The following is a 22,215-nucleotide window of genomic DNA, read 5'->3' as shown; positions in this document are numbered from 1 at the left end:
GACGAGATAAGGAGAGCTCTCGTCTCAGTGCTACAGGAGTACGAGCAGAAGAAAGATGGCATCTGAGAATTGCAGGTTCTTGTTTATCCGGTATTATCTGCTCAGACATAAGGTCGGATATTGGGCCAATCGACTGATTCCGTATGGCGGATTCCGGGGGCATGTTTTCACAGCGGCTTGATCGCATTCTGCATGAGCACAACAATGTTGAACGCCGCCGGCTCAGCACCGTCAGCAACTTCAATCACATGAACCTGGGTTTTTCCGTGGATGCCGTGCCGTGGATGCCTGAGCGGATCTTCTTCAAGGACGGCGGCATCGCCGTCACCAAAAGCAACCGTTTTTCCTGCGTGCCCGAGTACACCTACAGCTCCATCGAGATGAAGTACATGTAGTCCGGACGGTGCACGCAATACATCGACAACGAGCTGGTCGAGCTGCATCAGGGCAGCCTGGTCATGCTCGGCAAGGCGGTGCCGCGCAGGATCTTCTATACCGATGAGGACGATATCCTGGTGAACAACCTCGTTCAGGAAAATGCGGACATCGCCTCCATGCTCACCATGGTCCCCGAGTCGCTCAATGTCATCTTCCAGCTTATCGCCAACGTGGGCAACGCCCCACGCTGATACAACCTCATTGTCTTCGGCCTCGAGGGCCATGCCGTGCCTACGAATCTGGTCGAAGCGCTCATCACCGAGCAGGGGTTGGCCGAACGCCGTTCTGTCAGGCCGCAACCGTGCCATGGAGCTGGTGCTTTCAGCCCTGGTCATCGAGCTGAAGGCGCTGATTTCTAAGAGCGTCATCGATTTTGACAATATCCAGGCCGAGCAGTTGGCGCCTATCATCTCGTGCATCAGCCAGCCCTATGCCTCGGTGAGTCTGGTCTCGATGGCTGATCGGTTCGGGTGCAATCCCGACTACCTGAGCAACAAACTGAGGAAGGCCACAGGTGAGGGTTTCCAGGAGTCGTTGGATGGGCGCAGGCTGATCGAGGCGCAGAAGATGATGAACAGCACCGACTTTTCGAATGAGGAAATCAGCGAGACGGTCGGTTCCGAGTCATGCGCCAGGCAGACCAGGAGATGAGCGACCTGGATGTGCGCAGCCGCCACTGGTTGGGCTCGGGTTTCCTTCGTTCGTGGTATCGCTCCACTTGCCTGATGCGTCCAGATTGCCTATAGTGCCTTGTGCCGCCATATGGTGACGGCAGATTTGTGTTTGATTGGTGGCCTTGATGGATATGACATGGATCAAGGGTGTCAATTTGTACGGTTTCGCATGGGCAGGACCGACAAGGTTATGAAGCGGCGGTTACCGGGTGTGAAGTTTGTGGACCTCCAAGCGCGTGACTCGTATTCGGTGTTCGTGAGGCTGTCGTGGTCGTTTCATGCGGTGACAGATGAGGATCCGTTGGTTTGATGAACAATCCCGCTGAGCGGCATAAGGGTAAACTTGCAATTCAGAAGGTGCAAGGCCCATGTGGATTCCAGCCTTTGCCTGGATTGCGACCAGGCGGATTGGGTATTTCCAACTCGAAGAGTGGTGCGGAAGTGTCAGGGTGCTCGGTGCGCAGCGCAGTCCTTGCAGGATTCATTGACCAGATGACCTTGAATTATGAAAAGAGGCGACGTCCATGGTGCGGTCGGATTCCGTGGCCTTCAGTCAATCCCATGATGAGCCGGACCGGTTTCGTGCCCTGGTATTTCAGAAGGAGCCGCGCCGCGGTAGGGCCGCGCGCTGGCTGAAGATCTTCGCCATCCTGATCCTTGTGGCGGGCCTTTGCACTATCGCAGCTCCCTTCGCTCTGCAATTTGCCTACAGTCAAAAGCAGGAAGCCCTTGTATCGCGTTCCGATAGTGACGTCGCTGGCTGGCCATATCCCAAGGCCAAGGAGGCACTGAAGGCTGCAGAGGAGTATAACAGGCACCTTGCATCATCCGGACAGCCGGTGCTGGGAGAGATCATCGACCCCTTCAGTGGCGGGACGACCCAAGGCCAGACGGCTTCAGAGAGGGATACCGTCTATCAGTCCCAGCTGAATCAAGGCGACGGAATCATGGGTTCGATACTCATACCCAAGATATCGGTCAACTTGCCCATCTACCATGGAACCTCCCAGAAGGTCCTGGCATCCGGTGCCGGCCACCTGTACGGGTCCTCGCTTCCGGTCGGCGGTCCGTCGACACATGCCGTGGTGACAGGGCATCGCGGCCTTGTCAGAGCCCCGATGTTCACCCGCTTGGACGAGATGGAGAAGGGAGATACGTTCTACATCAAGTCCATGGGCAAGACCATGGGGTACAAGGTAGACCGCATAATCGTCATCGAGCCCAACGATACCAGCAAGTTGCGCATAGAAGCCGGGCAGGACAGGGTCACGCTGATGACCTGCACGCCCTATGGGATCAATACGCATAGGTTGTTGGTGTCGGGGCATAGGGAACCGATGCCGGATCCTATCCCGTTTCCCAAGGATGCCAAGAAGGACGGCAGGCTCATCCTGATAATGACGGTCTTGTGCGCCGCGCTCGCCTTATTGCTGGTCAGACTGACGAGATCCCCGTGTCTTATTGTGCGGCACGCGGCCGGTGTGCCCGTGGAGCCAGCTGGGGGGCTTGTCCGGCCGCGAAGGCCTGGTACGCGGACAGCCCTCAAGCGAAAATCTTGACGGTTCCTTGGCGCGGAAGATGCAAAACCGTAAAAAGCGCGAATTCAGGAAAGGCAAGATGCGTAATTGTACCCTTTTTGTGCCGACTGTACATGGAGTGCTTATGAGTGAATGGTCGAATCCAGCGAAGGCGTGAATCATGCGAATGACCGTGACTGGATAATGGCGGAACCGTCGGTATGGGAGTACGGGAGACTCCATGCCTTGAGTGGAGTGCTGGGGTTCATGACCTCATGACCTGGTTGTGAGCGAACTCCAGGACAGCGGTCGTCGCATTCTGCAGAGCAGGAGGGGCAGCATTATCAGGTCGTGGTTGTTGGCGTGCATGGGGATGATGCGGTCGATGGTGAGAAAATTGGGCTAACCGTTCCTGAAGGGTCTGAAGGCTACGGGGAAAAGAACGATCAGGCAAGCGATGAAAGAGTAGGACTTTCTGCCGCCTTTACTCCTGCTTCAATGAAGTAATAATCAGTGATCAATAATTAATAGACTATTAGTGGTTAATAATCAATAAACTGTGACCTTTTATTAAAGTGACTGATTGAAAATTCCATCGTCATAATACCGACAGAGTTCATTCATCCGGTATTTGCGAGCGGAGCTGATTGCACGGCAATAACTTAGTAAAAGGCAGTTATTGAGCGGAAGTCGGCGTAAACAGATTACTTGGTGCTACACAGAGTCAATTGCTCTCTACAGCTTGAGTCAGGAAAACCCAGGTTGCATATTCAATGCATATATCAATCAACTTGCATCTTTTTGTCTTCTTTCGTAATATGGAATTCGGAAGAGACGTTGATGATGTCGTTCTCGGAAAGATTCCCAAAAGGGAGTTGTCCACGAGCGCTGGATTATTCATGTTAGCGGGGCTGCAGTGAGAAGATTGCAGAAGAGTTTTCCTATAGTTGGCATACTGGTAGTGGTGTGTCTTGCCTTGTCCGCATTCGCCTTGACCGCTGCGGCTCGGCGTGGGGATGATGGGCGTGACATTGCCAGATCGACCGGTGTGGGTGTGCGTTCGGGCCTGGTTGCAGGGTCACGGTTGCCGGGTAACGATAAATCCGATTTCCCTCGTCTGGTGCAGGATGCACGGTTCACCGGGGGAGACCGCGTCGGGTATGGCGCTGCTGCATTCGGTAAACGGCTTGCCTACGTAGAGTCGCAGGGCGTGCCAGGGGGTTCCGGTGACGGTGCCGTGGTGGTGCAGACCTTGTCTTCTGACAGTAACGGTGTGAGTGCCTGGAGTGGTGATGCCGACAGCGCATCCGCACCTGCCGGTTCAGTGAGGATAGCCGCCCCCGCCGCTGTATCGGGATTCGGATACCAGGTGGCCTTGAACGATCAGTACGTCGTGGTCGGGGCTAAGTGGTCGCAGGAGGTTTTGGTATTTGACCTGTCCGGCTCCTTGGTCCGCACGATAGGCGCTCCGGCGGATTCGGACAGGTATGAGGTTGACAACTTCGGTGAGTCCTTGGCATTGGACGGGAACTCTCTGGTAATCGGGGCACCGAATTCAACCGTTGATGATGTCGATGATGCTGGTATGGGGTTCGTCGTGGATTTGTCCGATGCTGCTTCGGTTCCAACTCCTCTGCTGGCGCCGAAAGGCGATGCTTCGATAGTGGAGGGGGCGCTGGCTGGTCAGACGGTGGCCGTGCACGGCGGCTCGGTGGCGTTGGGTGCTCCTGGCCAGGAACGTACCGTAGCAGGAGTCGACAGTCTGACTGGTGGCGTCCAGTTGTTCTCTGGTTCCGGATTTGTACGTGATTTGAATGTGGATAAGGCCCAAGGCTCATATCCGGCGGCTAATGCCTCGACCGCTCGTGCGGGTCTTGGTCGTTCGTTGGCATTCAGTTCCGACGGCGGACAGGTGCTCGCAGGTGACCCCTCGTGGGATTCATCGACCCAGTGGGCGGAACAGCGCGGTGTCGTGTATAGATTCAACGTGGCTGATGGTTCTGTGAATTCAACGCTGAAGGGCAAGGAAGGGGCACAGTATTTCGGCTCATCCGTGGCTGTCGGTGATGCGCCGGATGGTCGTGATACCGTCTTCGTCGGGTACCGTGACGGAGCTGGTGCCGGGCGTGTGGCCGGGTATGCGGTTCCGGCTAAAGGTAGTGAAGCGCAGAGGGCGACATTCCAGCCCCTGGATGCTGCCGGTGAAGATGGGTTCGGATCCCTTGGACTGCTTGGTGGCGCCTTGGTGGCGAACACCTTCACGGAGAATGGTATTGGCTACCGAAATCTACTGGTGAGCGCTCGTGGTGGTGTGTACCATTTCGGGACCCCAATCCCCCTGAAGTTGTCAAAATCGGCTGATCATACCGAGGGTTCGCGCGTCTTCCCAGGCCAGCGGTTGACATACACATTGACGGCCGTCAACCCGAACCGTGGCGCTGTGGAAACTGTGCTGGCTGATGATCTTTCAGGCGTCTTGCCATATTCCCAGAGCGGGACCGTGGACAATGTGAAGGTTTCTACTGATCCGGCCGGTGCTGCTCCGGGTGCACCTGTGGTTGACGTCGATGCCGCTCGTCTGACCTGGAAAGGCGCTGTGCCGGGTGAATCCGCTCAGGGGCCTGGCAAGGTTACCGTGACATACAGTGTGACGGTTTTGCGTAGCCAGGACGCATCGTATTACCAGGGTTCCATCGAGAACACCTTCGTATCGGATTATTCGCAGGATGAGCCGAAGACATCGAACGGGCTGGGACGCATAGAGGTGAACAAGCGTCTTCTCGCCGTGTCCTCTGACGGTGCTTTGACACCAGTGACAGAGGGGTCATCCGTTGCATTTGGCCAACGATATGTATATGAGGTGACTGTGTCGAATCCGCTGCCGGCGGATGCAATTGCCGATCCTGTCGATGTGACGGTGTCCGATGACATGCATGATGTAGCGGATGACGCCTCTGTCGAGAGCGCTTCATTAGTGGGTGATTCGCCTATTGGAGTCGTGACCTGGAATGATGCTTCCTCGCCGGGGAAAGTAGTGTGGAAGGGCACCTTGGATAAGGGACAACAGGCTGTCGTCCGTATTCAAGTGACGACCTACCCAGCAGATCATTCGCCTGCTGGCGATCACAAGTTGATCAATCAGGCCATGAATAACCGTGGACCGGATTCCGTCAGCGTGAAGAATGACGTATCTAGTGTTGATTTGGGGAAGGGTGCCTTTGGTTCCGCAACCTCTTCCGAAGGTGTGTCTTCGGTAAGGAAGGGCAAGGATCTGTTCTACCGGGTGACGTATCGAAATTCGACGGGTGTGACCGTATACGATGCGTCGCTGAAGGATGATCTTTCAGGTGTTCTGGGTAGCGCCGGAAAGCCTATGGATCTTTCAGCCGTATCGAGCGTGACCAATCACAAGGTTGCAGCGCCAACCTTTGATGAGGCTTCAGGTGTTCTGTCCTGGTCGGACTCAAGCGGTGTCGCCCCAGGAGAGACGGTGACCGTTTCATATCGCGTTACGGTAAAGTCCGATGCCCATTCTGGTTCATCTCTTGTCAATGGTGTGCAGTCTCCGCAATCGGGACAGCGACCCACAACCCGTGTGAACGTACAAGGCATGGATCCTGTGTCCCATCTGCCATTCACTGGCGGGAGTCATGTCCTATGGCTGGTATTGGCCTTGATTCTTGGCGTGTTCCTGGTAAGTGCCGGATACGCAGCGAACAGGTATACGAGTCGTAGGTGATGAAGAATTTCTGCCGGTCCGGCAGGGTGTGATCCGGACCGGTGGTTGATGGTTTGGGTGCTGAGGGATCCTTTCGGTTTCGTCTTCACCCGATTTAAGGAAAGGAAACAGGGAATGACAAGGTGTAGTATCAGGAGTCTGGTCGCATCTGCGACAGCGCTAGTAGCTGCCTTCGCCATGGGGGCTACCGGTGCAGTTGCTGCCAATGCGGCTGAGCAAACTGCCGATTTGAAGATACATAATGCTGCCGGGCGCACGTTTACAGCGTTAAAGGTTGGCGACTATACGCAAGTGCTGCCTCCCGCGCAAGAGGGTGGGGAAGGGTCCGTATCTGTGGCGACCGTGGCCAACCCCGCTCAGGTGAAAACAAGTAGCACTAAAGCGCTGTCCGCCATGTTCGGAACGGATCCAGTACCTGATGGTGTGACCACGGACCCCATTGCCTATGTGGCGACGAACTGGGGAGTTGGTTCCGATGGAGCGACGACTCCGACCGATGCCGGCAAGCCTCAGTATGATGGCAAGGTCAGGTTGTTCCTGAACAATCTATGGAAGGATGCGGATTTCCGCAATCTGTTCGATTCGGATTCAGCAATCACGAAGACGGCCGCTGAGGGAACGGATACGGTGGAGTTCACCGGTATACCCCAGGGCGAATATGTGCTGGTGGACAAGACAGCACATACTGCGGATAACGGCGTAACGCTTCCGATGTTCGTAAGCACCACCGCGAAAACAGAGGGCGGCACGCGCGTGGATGTGAAGGGTATGACTGAGGATATCGATGCCAAGGGTGAAGCCCCCGGTACCCCTCAGAAGACCACGGATAAAGCTGATTACAATGTGGGTGACACTGTTCGGTTCACCATCAAGGCAACTGTTCCGACCTATCTGGGATATGATGCGGGCACATACGACCTGAAGATGAACGATACTCTGACGAAAGGTCTGACCTTTGATGCCGCCAAGGCGAACGTGACGGTGACCCTGAACAAGTTGGGGACCGATCAGGTGCTTGCGACCATTCCTGCAGGAACTCCTGGTTATGCCCTAACGACTGATTCCGACATGAGCAATGGCGGGAAAATCGTATTCGACCTGTCAAGCTTCTTCCGTGATCTGATCACTAAAGGTGATGGTCATTATGCAGGTGCACAGATTGTGATCAAATATGATACGACCCTCAACGCCAATGCGATTGATACGACTCCAGGCGACGTTCACAATTCGGCATCTCTTGAATATTCAAACGATCCGAATGCAAGCATCTCCGGTGAACCTGCAAGTCCTGGTAAGACACCTGAAGGCAAGGCCAAAGTATATACCTATAATTTCGATCTGACCAAGATCAACAAGGCAACGAACGAGAAGCTGGCAGGTGCGAAGTTCTCCATCTCCAAGGGTGGTGCCGATCTGAAGTTCGTAAAGCTTGCTGATGGTTCGTATCGTAAGGCCATGGCTACTGACGCCCCTGCTTCGACGGTTACCACAGTCGAGACCGGCGCACAAGGCAACCTTGCGATCAAAGGCGTGGCATCAGGAGATGATTACCAGGTCAAGGAGACGGAAGCCCCTAACGGTTTCATGACACTGAAAGATCTGTCCTTCGGAGTCAAGATCCTCCCGAATTATGGTCCAGATGCCTCAGGTGAGCAGGAGTTGAAGACTCTGGAGTACGGTTTTGCTGCAGATCCCTACGGTCTGGCCCAGATGACCAGCTCGACTAAGGGCAGCTACCAGCTTATGAACGTAAAGAGCTTGACACAGTTGCCTCTGACTGGTGCGGCTGGAATCATGTTCCTTGTCATTGTTGGTGGGCTCATGGTTGCAGCTGGTGTCTGCATCTACCTTGCTTCCATGCGTAGCAAGCGTGATGCCAGCAGCGCTGTTCATGCATGAACTAAGTAACCTGGGAAAGCGGTGCGTAATCAGGATTGGTCCTCTGCGCAATGCGGCTGACTGATTTCAGATCATTCATGAAATCGCTTGCAACAGGTTGATGCATCCGTTGTTTGGTTGCATATACAGGTATGGACCGGGACATATGCGAGTTTTGCAATGTCCCGGATCCCTGCCATCTGCGATTGACAGTGTTGATTATGGCTCTATCCAGTAGATGAGACTTGATGGTGGAGCCGAGAGTGGGGATGTGGATTTGTGAGCGCACTCATGGTTGTCCTCAGTGATGAAGGTCTTCTGTAGTTGAATAGGTGATTCATTATGCAGTGGCAATTGATGCGAGTTGATGCAGGTCCGGTCCCCAATAGAAGTCTTACATACTTGGTTGAGGATATTCGTTGCTCTATATCGGATGTATGTTGTGATGGCAGGAGAAGGCGGAATGCGTAGGTTATTCAAGAATCACGCGACGGTTGCCAAGTTGATGCTGGCGGTCGCTGTGATATTGATTGTGTTGGCAGGTACAGGGGTTCGTGCTTTGGGGCTCAGGGATGCACAGGCGGCTTCCGATGACACGGAATTTAAAGTTACGGTGACTGCGGCTCAGAAGGATGGAACGGACCCGGTTTCGACCGGCGAGGCAGGTAAGCCCATTGCCGTTAATCTGAGGGATGCTTTTTCAAGTGGTCCTCAGACCTGGACCGTAGGGGTGAGTTCGGTGAAGCAGGAGATGGGTCGTCTGTCCATCAAGTTCGTGGACACAGACCCTGATCGTAAGGTGAAAGAACACATGGCACCGACCTCCGTGGGACAAAACAGTCCATTGAACGTTAGGTACTATCCGGATTTGTTTACGCAACTTCGCTTTGAGGTACTGGATGGCGATAACAAGGTCTGGGACGGCAAACTGGGTACTGACGGTGAAATACAACTTGGCGATCCGAACAAGAATGAACCCGCTAAGCCTGGCTACCTGAAGATGAGCATGCCTCTCGATCTGAAGCCCGGAGATCCGGAGCGCAAATTGACGCTGCGTGTCTATGTGGATAGCACGTTGTCAAAGGATGACCTATCCGCCTATAACGGGACGACCACCGGTCTGTCATTGATTGTAAAAGGTGAGACACGATGAGCAAGAGCAATAGTTGTAACCATGTATGGTCCGAAGGATGTGATCTAGATGAATAGTACATTTAGAGTGCATGAGTCTCATCGGTTCTGGTCAAGGGTTGTGAAGTTGGCTGTCACTGTTGTGACTCTGGCAATGGCTGCGTTTGCAGGTGTCACTCATGCAGATGCTGCATATGTCAGCAAGAATCCCGTCATTGTGACGACTCCTTCATCAAGTTTCGGCTCGAGTGCAGGTGTCAAGGGAACCTACGCCCTAGATGATACGGTCGCTTTGGACAAGGCCGGCAATGTTTGGATGTGGGGTTACTATTCGGGCGGACAGAAGTTGACCGACACGGGCATGAACGGTTCCTGGACCATCAATGGAAAATGGCAAAAATACGGTGCTCAGGTTCGTACAGGAGATAATTCTCCGCTGAATAACTATCACAAGCCTGATATTGTGCGCGGGATCGGGTGTGTAAAACGTGTCGCCGGTTCCGCCTATGCCTTGATGGCAGTAGATTGTTACGGAAATGTGTACGGTTGGGGCGACAATGATCAGAAAGGTCAGACATTTCCGACCAATGCGATCATAACGAGTCAGCCAGGTTATGAGAAGACAACGTCTTACCACACCGGAGGTGTGTATGGCGTCTATAAAGATCAAACGGCTGCCCCTGAAGGCATCCCTAATCATGTTAATCAGAAAAATCCCAACGAGTCCCCGGCGACGTGGAAGCCTATTGACGGTCCAGCTGCACCGGTGGGAACCTATCCTGGCGGGAATAATACCAGCAAGGTCATTGATGTTGCAGGTACTGAATACGGTTTTGCTTACCTGAAGGACGACGGAACGGTTTGGACCGTCGGGAAGCATGAGTATGGTGAGAGAGGTGTTGGTAAGCACAATGGCTCGAATAGAGATGAGTGGAGTCGTACACGTAAAAGGGGCTGGCCTGTTGAGAATCATGATGATGCGAAAAATCTGAATGACGACAACTATGGGGTTGCCCTGTCTCCGATTCAGGTTGTATTCCCCAACAATGAGAAGATTGTAGACCTGTTCCCGGGCTATGAGAGCTATTACGCTGTCACGGACCAGCAGAAAGTGTATTTCTGGGGCAGGAATTTCACCGGTGGTGGAGCCTTGACCACGGCACAGCTGGATGCGGCCTCTTCAAACGACTTGACCAAGCCATGCGTCAGTTTAGGCGGGAGCGAGCAGCAGTATTATTGTTATGCCCCTGTGGAGGTTCCATATCTTGACAATGTCATCAAAAATAATGGTGGTTATGTCAAGGGAATGGGCGGATATGCCTGTGGCGCGCTGCTGACGAAGAATGGAAAGCTCTGGACTTGGGGCGGTGCCGAAAACCGCAAAGGTATGGTGGAAGCTGCAGACGGCGATATGGACAACAACCATTGGCGGGTAGAGCCCAAGGTGTTGAATGCTCCCGACATGGATGGAAATATGGTCACCGGAGAAAATGTAGTTGACTTCAATATGGAATATTATGCCGGTAATTTCGTGAAGTCCGATGGTACCGTCTGGGGATGGGGCCGTCGTAACGAAGGTGGGGTTGAGTCTTCCTCTAGAAGCAAAATCACCTGGGCCGTGCCATTCAATGAGAAAAGTTCACCAGGTTTGATCTGGACCCCGGATGAGGACCCTCAACACAGAAAAGCCGTGAGCGTAGGAGGCAACAAGGACAGCGCCTCGTTGAACCTTGAAGACGGAAGTATATATTCCTGGGGAGATAACATGGGCGGGACAGCTACAGGTGGTCTCTCTGGGTTCAATGATGGAAGTGCAAAAGATGGAAACATCTGTCTGCCGGGAATCGTAGATGACAGGGATCCGAACAATGTGCTCAGTTGCGTATCGCCGTTGACGGACGACGGTAATGGTAAACGATACAATGTGAAGACTCCTACCACATCAATGGGTGGTACACCCAGATTCGTCTGGCCTGCCTACTTCGTGCCCCTTGTGCAGAACGTTGGCAAGTACATGACGGTGTCAAGGAACGCCTATCCATTCGAGGGGAAAGCGGTGCACAAAGGGGATACGATTGAATATGAGGTGCTTATTCATAACGATCGTACGTCCTTCGAAAATCCAACGGTGACGATCAAGGACACGTGGGGGCCCAATGCCAAGCTGCAGGGCTCGGTAAGTGCTGTTTACACTAAGCCTGATACTGATGCGTCGAAGCCCTTGGACATATCGGATCAGTTCACTTTGGATGGTGATGGGACTGGTGTGACCTCCAAACCGTTGGCCTTGTATCCTCGGAACACCCTTACGCTGAAGTTCAGTGTGAAGGTGACAGGTGAACCGGGGTCTCAAGTGACAGGCAAGACGACGCTGCTGGATGGCAACAGTGCCGAGGTTGATTCCGATACCACCTCGAATCCAATTGTCTGAAGAATCCTGATCATAAGGTGCGTCCTTTCAGCACCGGCTCTACCGGGCGAAAGGACGCACCTTTTCATATATCGTAACGGTCGTATAGCCGCAGCAGCTAAGGTTTCTGTGCCGGAAGCGGGCATCTGATGCGGCTTCTTCTGCGAGATTTCAAGGATGCCCCCTTGGCCTGGTCTGGCGTAGTGCTTGTGCTGATCGCCTCGCAGACCATGGTCGGCCTGCTTGCCATGATGCTCTCTTCGGCCAAGGCCCTGGGCGATCTTCCCGGCATGACCGAGCAAGGTCGCACTGCCTATCAAAACTTGATGATCCCCTTCGCAGCACTTCTCGTTGCCGCAGTATTGATCGTTCTGCAAGTCGTTTCGTCGGTGATCAACCAGCGCAGACACAACCTCGCCCTCCTAGCCCTGCAAGGTGCCACGCCCTGGCAGTTGACCTCACTGACCTGTCTGCGGGTGTTCATCTTGGCGCTCGCGGCCAGTGTAGTCTCGCTGGCGGCTTCTTTGCTGCTGGCCCGTCCCCTCTACGCCTGGGAGACCTCACAGTTCCTGATCGGCAGGCAGCCTTTTATCGCCAGCCACCAGCTGGCTTCCTGGACAGCAGGAACCTCATGCGGAGTAGTGGTGGCCTTGATCGGCACGCTGCTGACCATCCGGACCATCAGCAGAATCAGTCCGGTGGAATCTCTGCGTGCTGCAAACATTCCTCCAAAAACAGCAGGTTTGGCTCGTCGTATCGCCGCTGCCTTGTTTCTGCTGGCAGCATTGGCAGAGATGCGCCGAATCGCACCTGGACAGTCGGCGGGTCATTCTTTCGGGTGGTGAGCAACTGGGGAATGTGCTTCCCAGCAGCTCTGGTCAGCCATAGAAAGGTATTGGTTTGATTTGCCTGACCAAACGAGCAGGCCGATGAACGAGCCAGTGTGAAAGAGGCCGATAGATTCCTCGTGTCTTAGCGCGTCTGTGTAGTTCTTCTGACAGAATGGCAAGTATGGTTTGGCTGATTGTCCTGATATGGGTGCTGGTGGTGGTGGCATTCATCGTATTTGTCATGCGCCTGGCGCGTGGCGAGTCCCAGGACCGTGCCTTCTCTCAGTCTATGGATGAGCGTGTGCGTCGGGCCGCCCGTCGTCGGCGGGAGCAAGAGAACCAGCTGCCGCGGATAGCAGGAGGACGCCTGTCTTTCGCACCTGGCTCAGGCCAGGATGCACCAACCGATGAGGATTTCGCACGTCCCTATCCGGTCTATGTCAACTCCTCCTCGGTGATGGAGGTTCGGGGCCTGATGGCCTCCAGCTCCACGGACGAGATAAATCCGCCCCGACCGCCAAGCACCGATTCCGCATCGCCGGTCAGCCCGAGGCAAAAGAAGAATGTCGCGCCGTCGGTTTCTGCGGCCTCTGGGCCCCCAGCTCCCAGGAGCTCCACTGTACGATCATCCAGCCCTGAGCCCTCACGCCCTCAGCGCCGGGAGCCTCAGCCCATCACTTCCGACATCATGCCAGCAGTCGAGAGCGCTTCGCATAGGGAAAAGAGCCGTCCGAGCGAAAAGTGACCGTTCATGATGAAGGCCCGTGTCCCTTTTCGCATTTAGGCTGGTGCCTATGACAACACAGCAGCTCCTTATCCTTATCGCGGTGTTGATCGTCCTAGTGCTGGCAGTGGTCGGCATTCTGGCGGCGGTCCGTAGACGTCGGCCCCAGGGGGATTCCGCACGCCCCGGCAGGGCGGAAGAGCCTGGTGATGGCCGCTCTTCTTCGTCCCCGGACTCAACGATGGGTGTCGCAAAGGGTCATGCTGAAGACCAACCTGAGGCTTCCCCAGCAGCTTCGTCGGCTGATCAGGCAGCCCGATCTGCCTCGCGTGGATCAGGTGTTGCTGCCGATCCGGACGCTTCTACGGGTTCAGCTGGCCCAATCGATTCAGAGGCGTCCAGTCAGTCGTCCACGGCCAACCAGGCCAGCCCGTCAGCACAGGAGGAGCCGGCCCGCCCGGAGGCATCCGCATCCCGTATGACTAGGCTCAAGGCCAGACTGGCCAAGAGCCCCAACCCCTTCGGCAAGGCCCTCTTTGCTATTCTGACCAAGGACCATCTGAGTGAGTCCGACTGGGAGGATGTGGAAGACACCCTGCTTATGGCGGATGTGGGTGCCGAGGCCAGCGAACAGCTAGTGAAACAGTTGCGTGACGATGCCCGGATTACCGGGCAGAAGGATCCCGCAGCGGTGCGCCGCGGTCTTCGTCAGCGTCTGATCGATCTGGTCGACCCCAATATGGATCGAACCCTGGTCGCTGCCCGACCTCAGGCCAACAGACCGTCGGTCATCATCATGGTGGGCGTCAACGGCACAGGCAAGACCACCACGGCGGGCAAGCTGGCCAGGCTCTTCGTGGCCGATGGCAAGTCGGTGGTCATGGGTGCTGCCGACACCTTCCGTGCTGCCGCCGCTGACCAGCTGGAGACCTGGGGCGGCAAGGTGGGCGTGCCCGTGGTCCGTAGCGATCGTGACGGCGCCGACCCTGCCTCGGTGGCTTTCGAAGCAGCGGAACGAGCCAAAAATGATCAGGCTGATGTTCTCATCGTGGATACGGCTGGGCGCTTGCAGAACAAGGCCAATCTGATGGATCAGCTTGGCAAGATCCGACGGGTGATCGAGAAGAACCTGCCCGTGGACGAGGTTCTGTTGGTCCTGGACGCCACCACGGGGCAAAACGGGATGATCCAGGCCCGGGTATTCGCCCAAGCAATCGGGGTCACGGGCATTGTCCTGACCAAATTGGACGGCTCGGCCAAGGGCGGCATCGTCGTCTCTGTCCAACGAGAGCTGGGCGTGCCTGTCAAGCTCGTCGGATTGGGCGAGGGGCCGGACGATCTGGCGGTCTTTGACCCTGAGTCCTTTGTCGACGGCATTCTGGGAGACGAGTAGTCTGATCGAGTTGGTCATAAGGTGGTCATCCAATAGTCACTCGGAGGTAATGCGGCGGTGACCTGACCGACATCCTGCTCCTGTTTGATGAATCGGGAAGTGGAAGAGAATCTGACGTAGGCTGTCCAGAGGGAAGTCCTCTTTGTTGGGGGGCTGATCGCATGGATGGGGAAAAGAGAGGTGTAGGCATGGATTCTGGAAATGCTGCCTGGATGCTGGTAGCGGCGTCTATGGTCTTTCTGATGACTCCGGCGGTGGCTTTCTTCTATGGGGGTATGGTCCGGGCTAAGGCTGTACTCAACATGATGATGATGTCCACGCTGGCCATTGCCGTGACGGGGATTATCTGGGCCCTCTGGGGATGGTCGATTTCCTTTGCAGGCAAGGATATCGGAGGCGTCTTCGGCGATCCCATCACCGGCTTTTTGCTCAAGGACACGGTCATAGCCAAGGATGGGGTCTTCACCTCGCTTGATTCCGCAAACGCTGCCTACCCGCATACGGTGGACATCGCCTTCCAGGCCGCCTTCGCCATGATCTGCGTGGCTCTGATCTCGGGAGCCCTGGCAGAGCGAGTCAGAATCAGCACCTGGATGATATTCGTTGCCCTCTGGGTCACCTTGGATTACGGGCCCATGGCCCACATGGTATGGAATCACGGCCTGCTCTCGGCAGACGGTCCCATTTCCAACGCCATCGGAGCCCCCGCTCATGATTTCGCTGGTGGCACGGTCATCCACATCAATGCAGCCGTGGCGGCTCTGATCATTGTGCTCATCATTGGCAGGCGGGTAGGCTTCCCCAAGCAGGTCATGCGGCCCCACAATGTGCCCATGGTCATGCTGGGCGCCTTCCTGCTCTGGTTCGGCTGGTTCGGCTTCAATGCCGGGTCCGCCTTCGCTGCCAACGGAACGGCAGGATATGCCTGGGTTTCCACGACCATGGCCGCCAGTGCCGCCACTCTGGGCTGGCTCTTTACTGAACGGATACGCACGGGGCACTACACCGCCATGGGTGCCGCATCCGGCATGGTCGCCGGTTTGGTGGCCATCACTCCAGCGGCCGACGTGGTTTCCCCGCTCTGGGCCCTGGTCATCGGTCTGTTAGCTGGTTTTGTCTGCTGCCTGGCCTGCGGACTCAAGTTCCGTTTCGCCTATGACGACTCCTTGGATGTGGTAGGCATCCACGGTGTGGGTGGTCTCTTGGGCACTCTGCTGATAGGCTTCTTTGGTACCGGCACGGGCTTTCTGGCCGGTGGCGATTTCCGGCAGCTGCTGGTTCAGTTCCTGGTAGCGCTGATTGCGATTATTTACGCGGCTGCAGTAACTGGCGTGATCGCTTTTGCGCTGGAGAAGACCATTGGCTGGAGGGTCAGCGAGGACCAGGAGATCATCGGCGTCGACCAGAGCGACCAAGGCGAGAGCGCCTATGAGTTCGGGTCTGGTCTGGACTGATCAGAAAGGAAGGCAGCATGAAACTCATCACCGCCATTATTCAGCCCGGACGGCTGGAACAGGTCAAGCAGGCTCTGACAGAGGTGGGCGTGCACGGCATGACCGTCTCGTCAGCTCGGGGCTATGGTCGGCAGGGCGGCCATAAGGAAATCTACCGGGGCAGCACTGTCAAGGTGGACCTGGTCCCCAAGGTGCGCGTGGAGGTGCTGACCGAGGACCAGCGGGTCTATGACCTGGTAGACGCCATCATCCAGGCCGCTGCCACAAACACCGTGGGCGACGGCAAGGTCTGGGTGCAGACCCTGGATTCGGTGGTCAGGGTCCGCACCGGAGAGACCGGCGTAGACGCCATCTGAGGCAGCAGTCTGCCGCCGTCGCTTGGGCATGGCCATTCCTGCTTTGCTGGCTTTGCACAACCCCGCCGCCATGGCCAATTTCATGGTTCAGCGGTGGGGTTCTTGCGTCTTCTGCGCATTTGCTCGCCGTAGGTGACTGTTTCAGGCTTGGCCGGCCTGGTCGATTGTTCCCATCCAGACATCGGTGCGCGTTCTCAAGCCATTGCAGATGGCTCTGACGCCGATGAAGAGGACATTGAGAACGGCCCAGAGCATGGCTATCCGCCAGGTGGGCGTCCAGTTCACGGCCAGAGCTGTCATGCCCAGCAGCCCGATTACGTAGATCACAGCCGTCAGGGAGCAGGTAGCTGCCAGGTATCGATAGTCCCCGGCTCCGATCAGGATTCCGTCCAGTGCCCACATCCATCCGGCGACGGGCATGAAGACACCTTGGACGATCATGCCCACGGTGATCAGCGACCTGATGGCCGGCGTGGGGCTGAACAGGGGAGCGGCGAAGAGGCCCAGAGCGATCATGACCAGCCCGACCAGCACGCCCATAGCCATGCCGGCCTTGGCTGACAGGTCGGTCATGATCCGTGCTCGCAGCCGCTGTCCGGCGCCCAGCTCGGTGGCTACCAGTGACTGACCGGCGATGCCCACGGCATCCAGCATGTTCAGTCCGAAGTTCCAAGCCGAGTTGACCCCCTGGTAGGCGGCCAGCACCTGCTCGCCCAGGTGGGCCGCAGCCACCACGGTCATGAACAGGCAGACCCGTAGGGCCAGGGTTCGCAGGAAGAGCGGGAAGCCATCGCCCATGCTGGCCGCCATGCCTGAGAGTCGGGGTCGCAGCTGGGCGCCTTCTCGACGAGCCCAGACCAGGGCTGGTATGGTCAGGAAGAGTCCCATGGCCCACTCAGCGATCAGGGTGGCTAGGCCCGAGCCCAGAATGTCCATGTGCAGGCCGAAGACCAGCAGGACCTCCAGGGCGGTGTTGAGGATAGCGCCTGATACGGCGGCCACTAGGGTGATCTTTACCTTTTGCAGCCCCCGGAAGATGCCGTTGGCGGCGTAGACCAGGAGCATGGCTGGCAGGCCGAAGACCAGGGCATTCAGATAGGTCTGCGCCGCCTGCAGGACCGGCCCCCGGGCTCCCATCAGGCTGCAGATGGGCCGGCTCAGAGCCAGGATCAGGGCGCAGACGACAAGGCCGATGACGAAGGCTAGCCACATGCCGTCCACCCCCGCCTGCATTCCCTCCCTGCGGCGTCCGGCGCCCATGAGCCGGGCCACCTGGGAGGTGGTTCCGTAGGCCAGAAAGATGCACAGGCCTACGGTGGTCAGCACCACGGTGGACCCGATGGAGAGCCCGGCCAGGGCCGAGTCGCTGATGTGGCCCACGATGGCGGTGTCGATCATGACGAAGAGCGGGGATGCGATCAGCTGGCCGAAGGTGGGTATAGCCAGGCCAGCGATGGTCCGGTAGGTTGCCCGCCGTTCTTCCGGCGTGATTGATCCGTTTTTGGTTTCGGGGGTGTGCCTGTGGCTGCGCATGGACGCCATGCTAATGCTCTGGACTGAAGACACAACCCCGGGAAGCCAGTCCGTGGACACCTTGCCGGTAGATGCAATATCACCGAACAGACATGAGCGCAAGCTGGATTGATGATGTGGAAGACTGTCCCCAAGTTTTGCACAGAGTTATACCCATGAGGTGGATAAGTTGCGCACATGTCCTCTAGGACACGCCTTGAATGTGGATAACTTATTTTTCTGTACACATGCAGGAACGACTCGAAGCTATATCCAGAGTGCCCTGGGTCTCCTAGTGAATGCCTTGGGTGAAATCCTCCTCATGGGGCCGTCAAGAACGGTTCTCTTCGTAGAATCGTGGCTATGGCTTCCGACGACTATACCGACTACACCCATCCCGAGCAGCGTCCCACCGATCATGCCCGGACAGGCCGCGACATGCTCTTCGACCGGGTGCCCCCGCATGACGACGATGCGGAGATGGCCGTGCTGGGCGGCATGCTCATGAGCAAGGACGCCATCGGCGAGGTCAGCCAGATGATAGAGATATCCGATTTCTACCAGCCCAAGCACCAGACCATCTACGAGGCCATCGTCACTCTCTTCTCGGCCTCCCAGCCGGTTGATGCCGTCCTGGTGGCCAACGAGCTGCTCAAGTCCGGCGACCTGGAGAAGGTGGGGGGCACCGACTATCTGCATTCCCTGGTGGCCTCGGTCCCGACCGCCGCTAACGCCACCTACTATGCCGAAATCGTCCACCAGCGGGCCATCCTGCGCAATGTGATCGCGGCCGGCACCAAGATCGCCCAGCTGGGCTACTCGGCCGAGGGCTCTCAGGCCGAGGACATCGTCAATCTGGCCCAGGCCGAGGTCTACGAGATGAGCGTGGGCAGGGTCCGTCAGGATTACGAGGCCATCGGGCCGGTCGTCCATGACACCCTGGACCAGCTGGACAAGCTGCAGAACGGCGACATGGAGCGGGGCGTGCCCACCGGCTTCAAGAGCATCGACGACGTGACCCAGGGCCTGCAGCCCGGGCAGATGATCGTGGTGGCCGGTCGCCCCGCCATGGGCAAGTCCACCCTGGGCATCGACTTCGCCCGCGCCGCAGCCCTCCACAACAACATGACCACAGTGGTCTTCTCCCTGGAGATGAGCAAGACCGAGCTGGCCCAGCGCATCATCTCGGCGGAGACCGACATCCCCCTAGTGGCCCTGCGCCGGGCGGACGACATCACCCCTGAGCGTTGGAACACCCTGAACACTTTTTGGAGCAGACTGCAGGACGCCCCGCTCTTCCTGGACGATTCGCCCAATATGAGCCTGATGGAGATCCGCGCCAAGTGCCGTCGGCTCAAGCAGACCAACGATCTGAAGCTGGTGGTCATCGATTACCTGCAGCTGATGACTTCGGGCAAGCGGGTCGAATCCCGCCAGCAGGAGGTCTCCGACTTCTCACGCGCTCTGAAGCTGCTGGCCAAGGAGCTGGAGGTTCCAGTGGTGGCGCTGAGCCAGCTCAACCGCGGTCCTGAGATGCGCAACGACAAGAAGCCCATGCTCTCCGACCTGCGCGAGTCTGGATCCATCGAGCAGGATGCCGACGTGGTCTTTCTGGTCCATCGACCTGACTTCTACGACAAGGAGGACCGTCCCGGCGAGGCCGACATCATCCTGGCCAAGCACCGCAATGGTCCCACCGACACCTTCAAGCTGGCCTTCCTGGGCGAGAAGTCCAAGTTCAAGGACATGCCCCAGGACTATCAGCAGGGAGGGGTCTGATCATGCGTTCCACGGCTTCCAAGAAGCAGCCTGCCAATCAGCCTGGTCATCCCCGTCGGCCTTGGCGCGCCTTCCTGGCCCTTCTAGTCGGCAAGGCGATACGCCTCGGTTCGCGTCTGTCCCATCACGGCGGTTCGGCCCTGCCCGGCAGGGTGGTGGAGCGGATCGACCCGGACTTCTTGGCTAGGACCCTGTCAGGCCTTCCTCGCGGGGTGGTTCTGGTTTCGGGAACCAATGGCAAGACCACCACCACCCGAATGGTGGCCTCCATGCTGGAGTCCTTGGGTCTCAAGGTCTTCACCAATCCGACGGGGTCCAACTTCACCCGCGGCGTGGTCTCGGCCTTGGTATCTGCACTGGGGCTGTCAGGCCGTCTGCATGCCGATATTGCGGTCCTGGAGCTGGACGAGGCCTATGCGGTCCACTTCGTGCGACAGGTCAAGCCACGCTATGCACTCCTGCTCAATGTCATGCGCGACCAGCTGGACCGGTTTGGGGAAATCGACACTACAGCCCGGCTGTTGGGTCAGGTGGCCCAGGCCACCACGGGCACGGTCGTCCTCAACCGGGAGGATCCGCGCATCGCCAGCCTGGCCGCCCTGACGCCGGCCCAGACCGGCGTGGCCTACTTCGGCCTGTCAGATGACCTGTTGACCTATTTCCCCACCGATGACGACATGCATGCCTCAGACCGGGCTGCTGACGGTGCCGGTGCGAGCAGTGCTCCCCGCCCAGTCCGGCACGGTCACTGGCTGCCAGCCGAAGTGACCCTGGAACGGGTCATGGACCACAGGGCTGCCTTCCGTCTGGACGGCCGAATCCTGGAGACCGATCTACGTCTGGAAGGCGTCTACAACCTCTACAATGCGGCTGCTGCACTGGCGCTGGTGAGAGTCGTTCTGGAGGAGAAGGAGCCAGATGATGCAGCGCTCATGGATGCCCTGTCCAAGGTGACGCCCGCCTTCGGCCGTGGGGAGGTCATCACCTACCAGGGCGCGCCGGTTGAGCTGGTCCTGGTCAAGAACCCCATGGGCTTCCGCCTGGCGCTGTCCTCCTTCGATCCGGCCGGACAGGATACCATGATCGCCATCCGCGACGAGTATGCGGACGGGCGTGATATGAGCTGGCTCTGGGATGTGGACTTCACCTCGCTCAGCGATACCGGCGTGGCCATGGTCTCCGGCACCCGGGCTTATGACATGGCCTTGCGTCTGGCCTATGACCAGGTGCCTACGGAGGCGATCGAGACCGACCTGGATCGGGCTCTGGCAGCCTTCCTTGCGATGCATCCCGGCCGACCCAAGCGTATCTACTGCACCTACACCTCTATGCTCCGGCTCCGGTCCGCCCTTGGCAGGGTCACGAGCGTGGACGATGCCGGGGTGGGCGCATGAGCGAGCAAACCAAAAGGAGCGCTGGAATGCCGCAGATGCAGGATAAGGCCAAGGCTACAGGGGTTCATCCGCCGTTGCAGATCCTCTCCCTCTACCACCGTGATATGAACATCTATGGGGATTCGGGCAATATACTCAGCGTGACCCGCAGGGCTGAGCTGTATGGGTTCCGTCCCATGGTCCGCTATTACAATCCCGGTGATGCATGGCCAGAGCGGATCGATATGGTCCTTGGCGGCGGCGGCCAGGACCATGGCCAGGAACGGATCATCGACGACCTGCGCGAGCGGGGCGGACTTCTGCACGATCTGGCCGACCAGGATGTGCCTATGCTGATGATATGCGGGCTCTATCAGCTCTTCGGGCATTATTTCGAGACCTCCGACCATGAGCGCCTGGAGGGGATCGGCATCCTTGACGTGCACACCATCGCCCAACCAGAGCGGATGATCGGCAACTTGATGGAGCAGGCAGAGGACTTCGGCAGGGTGGTCGGCTATGAGAACCACTCGGGTCTGACCTATCTGGGAGAGGGTACCCAACCTCTGGGCAGGGTGGCTGAAGATGGCCGCGGCAACAATGGCAAGGACCATACCGAGGGGGCCCGATGGAAAAAGGTCATCGGCACCTACATGCATGGGTCGCTGCTGCCGAAGAATCCGGCCATCACGGACTTCCTTATCAAGAGTGCGGCCGAAAGGCGGTACGGCCAGGGCACCTTCGTCCAGATGAAGGAAGCCGTGGACCAGAAGAGTCAAAATGAACTGGAGCGTCTGGACTCCCTGGCTGATCAGGCCAGCCGTATTGCCGCATCAAGGCCACGGTGATAGGAGCCTGCGATTCCTGGCGTTGGCCTCTGCAGGAGACGCACACGGCTTTCGGGTCAGGGCAGAGGCGGTCGCCTGCGCGCCGGGGAAGGGCGCAGACTGCCCTTCCCGCCATGGTGTTGCACGGTTCGGCTTGGAATATCCGGCTAGACTGTAATC

16 protein-coding genes and 1 pseudogene are annotated in these 22,215 nt (G+C 57.4%); 15 read left to right on the top strand and 2 right to left on the bottom strand.

All coding sequences use genetic code 11. The features are described 5' to 3' along the window. Window positions 1–167: 167 nt before the first annotated feature. Window positions 168–746 (bottom strand): hypothetical protein, encoded by a 579-nt coding sequence (locus DKK75_RS08075; RefSeq protein WP_146208637.1) that lies wholly within the window; start codon window positions 744–746, stop codon window positions 168–170. On the opposite strand from DKK75_RS08075, the gene DKK75_RS07425 reads away from it, so the two are divergent. The 12 genes and pseudogenes from DKK75_RS07425 (at window position 745) to DKK75_RS07375 (ending at window position 16,544) form a co-directional block, all read left to right on the top strand. Further along, window positions 745–1,089: a helix-turn-helix domain-containing protein gene (locus DKK75_RS07425; RefSeq protein WP_110452774.1), complete on the top strand. Its 345-nt coding sequence runs from the start codon at window positions 745–747 to the stop codon at window positions 1,087–1,089. The genes DKK75_RS08075 and DKK75_RS07425 overlap by 2 nt on opposite strands. A gap of 547 nt (window positions 1,090–1,636) precedes the next feature. Then, a complete protein-coding gene (locus DKK75_RS07420; protein ID WP_110452773.1) occupies window positions 1,637–2,671 on the top strand; it encodes a class C sortase in 1,035 nt (344 codons plus the stop codon). 309 nt (window positions 2,672–2,980) lie between these two features. Then, on the top strand, window positions 2,981–3,136 hold the full coding sequence (locus DKK75_RS08170; protein WP_181414502.1) for a hypothetical protein: 156 nt from the start codon (window positions 2,981–2,983) through the stop codon (window positions 3,134–3,136). Between the two features lie 1,078 nt (window positions 3,137–4,214). Next, window positions 4,215–6,368 (top strand): DUF7927 domain-containing protein, encoded by a 2,154-nt coding sequence (locus tag DKK75_RS07415; protein ID WP_146208636.1) that lies wholly within the window; start codon window positions 4,215–4,217, stop codon window positions 6,366–6,368. 48 nt (window positions 6,369–6,416) lie between these two features. Further along, a complete protein-coding gene (locus DKK75_RS07410; protein ID WP_110452771.1) occupies window positions 6,417–8,267 on the top strand; it encodes a SpaH/EbpB family LPXTG-anchored major pilin in 1,851 nt (616 codons plus the stop codon). Window positions 8,268–8,709: 442 nt separating this feature from the next. Then, the gene (locus DKK75_RS07405) at window positions 8,710–9,399 is read left to right on the top strand and encodes a hypothetical protein (protein WP_110452770.1); all 690 of its coding nucleotides are present in this window, start codon (window positions 8,710–8,712) and stop codon (window positions 9,397–9,399) included. Between the two features lie 132 nt (window positions 9,400–9,531). Then, entirely contained in the window at window positions 9,532–11,808 is a 2,277-nt protein-coding gene (locus tag DKK75_RS07400) for a hypothetical protein (RefSeq protein ID WP_146208635.1), read from the top strand. Between the two features lie 128 nt (window positions 11,809–11,936). Next, the gene (locus DKK75_RS07395; protein ID WP_110452768.1) at window positions 11,937–12,632 is read left to right on the top strand and encodes an FtsX-like permease family protein; all 696 of its coding nucleotides are present in this window, start codon (window positions 11,937–11,939) and stop codon (window positions 12,630–12,632) included. A gap of 166 nt (window positions 12,633–12,798) precedes the next feature. Next, window positions 12,799–13,362 carry a hypothetical protein gene (locus DKK75_RS07390; protein WP_110452767.1) on the top strand — a complete coding sequence of 188 codons (564 nt, stop codon included), beginning with the start codon at window positions 12,799–12,801 and terminating at the stop codon, window positions 13,360–13,362. Window positions 13,363–13,798: 436 nt separating this feature from the next. Continuing rightward, window positions 13,799–14,734: pseudogene (gene ftsY / locus DKK75_RS07385) on the top strand (signal recognition particle-docking protein FtsY); the annotation flags it as partial. A gap of 188 nt (window positions 14,735–14,922) precedes the next feature. Then, a complete protein-coding gene (locus DKK75_RS07380) occupies window positions 14,923–16,188 on the top strand; it encodes an ammonium transporter (RefSeq protein WP_110452765.1) in 1,266 nt (421 codons plus the stop codon). Between the two features lie 17 nt (window positions 16,189–16,205). Then, on the top strand, window positions 16,206–16,544 hold the full coding sequence (locus tag DKK75_RS07375; protein ID WP_110452764.1) for a P-II family nitrogen regulator: 339 nt from the start codon (window positions 16,206–16,208) through the stop codon (window positions 16,542–16,544). Between the two features lie 141 nt (window positions 16,545–16,685). Here the strand turns inward: DKK75_RS07375 and DKK75_RS07370 are convergent, their stop codons facing one another. After that, window positions 16,686–18,077, bottom strand: a complete 1,392-nt coding sequence (locus DKK75_RS07370) for an MATE family efflux transporter (RefSeq protein WP_258333199.1) — start codon at window positions 18,075–18,077, stop codon at window positions 16,686–16,688. A 417-nt stretch (window positions 18,078–18,494) separates the two neighbouring features. Between DKK75_RS07370 and dnaB the strand changes: the two genes are divergently transcribed. The 3 genes from dnaB to DKK75_RS07355 are packed head-to-tail and all read left to right on the top strand — an operon-like array spanning window position 18,495 to window position 22,056. Further along, entirely contained in the window at window positions 18,495–19,835 is a 1,341-nt protein-coding gene (dnaB, locus tag DKK75_RS07365; RefSeq protein ID WP_033510868.1) for a replicative DNA helicase, read from the top strand. After that, window positions 19,835–21,229 carry a Mur ligase family protein gene (locus tag DKK75_RS07360; protein WP_375315007.1) on the top strand — a complete coding sequence of 465 codons (1,395 nt, stop codon included), beginning with the start codon at window positions 19,835–19,837 and terminating at the stop codon, window positions 21,227–21,229. The genes dnaB and DKK75_RS07360 overlap by 1 nt, the downstream gene beginning before the upstream one ends. Window positions 21,230–21,255: 26 nt before the next feature. After that, window positions 21,256–22,056, top strand: a complete 801-nt coding sequence (locus tag DKK75_RS07355; RefSeq protein ID WP_110452761.1) for a type 1 glutamine amidotransferase — start codon at window positions 21,256–21,258, stop codon at window positions 22,054–22,056. Window positions 22,057–22,215 lie beyond the last annotated feature (159 nt).

The sequence above is a fragment of the Bifidobacterium asteroides genome, assembly GCF_003202695.1.
GTDB lineage: Bacteria > Actinomycetota > Actinomycetes > Actinomycetales > Bifidobacteriaceae > Bombiscardovia > Bombiscardovia asteroides_G.
Note: the sequence above shows the minus strand (reverse complement) of the source record. Positions and strands in the feature narration are given on the sequence as shown.

What these genes read in the sequence shown, in the direction of transcription:
- DKK75_RS07370 (WP_258333199.1), bottom strand. Translation starts at nt 18,077, where the DNA reads ATGCGCAGCCACAGGCACACCCCCGAAACCAAAAACGGATCAATCACG.
- DKK75_RS07425 (WP_110452774.1), top strand. Translation starts at nt 745, where the DNA reads ATGGAGCTGGTGCTTTCAGCCCTGGTCATCGAGCTGAAGGCGCTGATT.
- DKK75_RS07375 (WP_110452764.1), top strand. Translation starts at nt 16,206, where the DNA reads ATGAAACTCATCACCGCCATTATTCAGCCCGGACGGCTGGAACAGGTC.
- DKK75_RS08075 (WP_146208637.1), bottom strand. Translation starts at nt 746, where the DNA reads ATGGCACGGTTGCGGCCTGACAGAACGGCGTTCGGCCAACCCCTGCTC.
- DKK75_RS07390 (WP_110452767.1), top strand. Translation starts at nt 12,799, where the DNA reads ATGGTTTGGCTGATTGTCCTGATATGGGTGCTGGTGGTGGTGGCATTC.
- DKK75_RS07355 (WP_110452761.1), top strand. Translation starts at nt 21,256, where the DNA reads ATGCCGCAGATGCAGGATAAGGCCAAGGCTACAGGGGTTCATCCGCCG.
- DKK75_RS07405 (WP_110452770.1), top strand. Translation starts at nt 8,710, where the DNA reads ATGCGTAGGTTATTCAAGAATCACGCGACGGTTGCCAAGTTGATGCTG.
- DKK75_RS07420 (WP_110452773.1), top strand. Translation starts at nt 1,637, where the DNA reads ATGGTGCGGTCGGATTCCGTGGCCTTCAGTCAATCCCATGATGAGCCG.
- dnaB (WP_033510868.1), top strand. Translation starts at nt 18,495, where the DNA reads ATGCTCTTCGACCGGGTGCCCCCGCATGACGACGATGCGGAGATGGCC.
- DKK75_RS07395 (WP_110452768.1), top strand. Translation starts at nt 11,937, where the DNA reads ATGCGGCTTCTTCTGCGAGATTTCAAGGATGCCCCCTTGGCCTGGTCT.
- DKK75_RS07410 (WP_110452771.1), top strand. Translation starts at nt 6,417, where the DNA reads ATGGTTTGGGTGCTGAGGGATCCTTTCGGTTTCGTCTTCACCCGATTT.
- DKK75_RS07415 (WP_146208636.1), top strand. Translation starts at nt 4,215, where the DNA reads ATGGGGTTCGTCGTGGATTTGTCCGATGCTGCTTCGGTTCCAACTCCT.
- DKK75_RS07400 (WP_146208635.1), top strand. Translation starts at nt 9,532, where the DNA reads ATGGCTGCGTTTGCAGGTGTCACTCATGCAGATGCTGCATATGTCAGC.
- DKK75_RS07380 (WP_110452765.1), top strand. Translation starts at nt 14,923, where the DNA reads ATGGATTCTGGAAATGCTGCCTGGATGCTGGTAGCGGCGTCTATGGTC.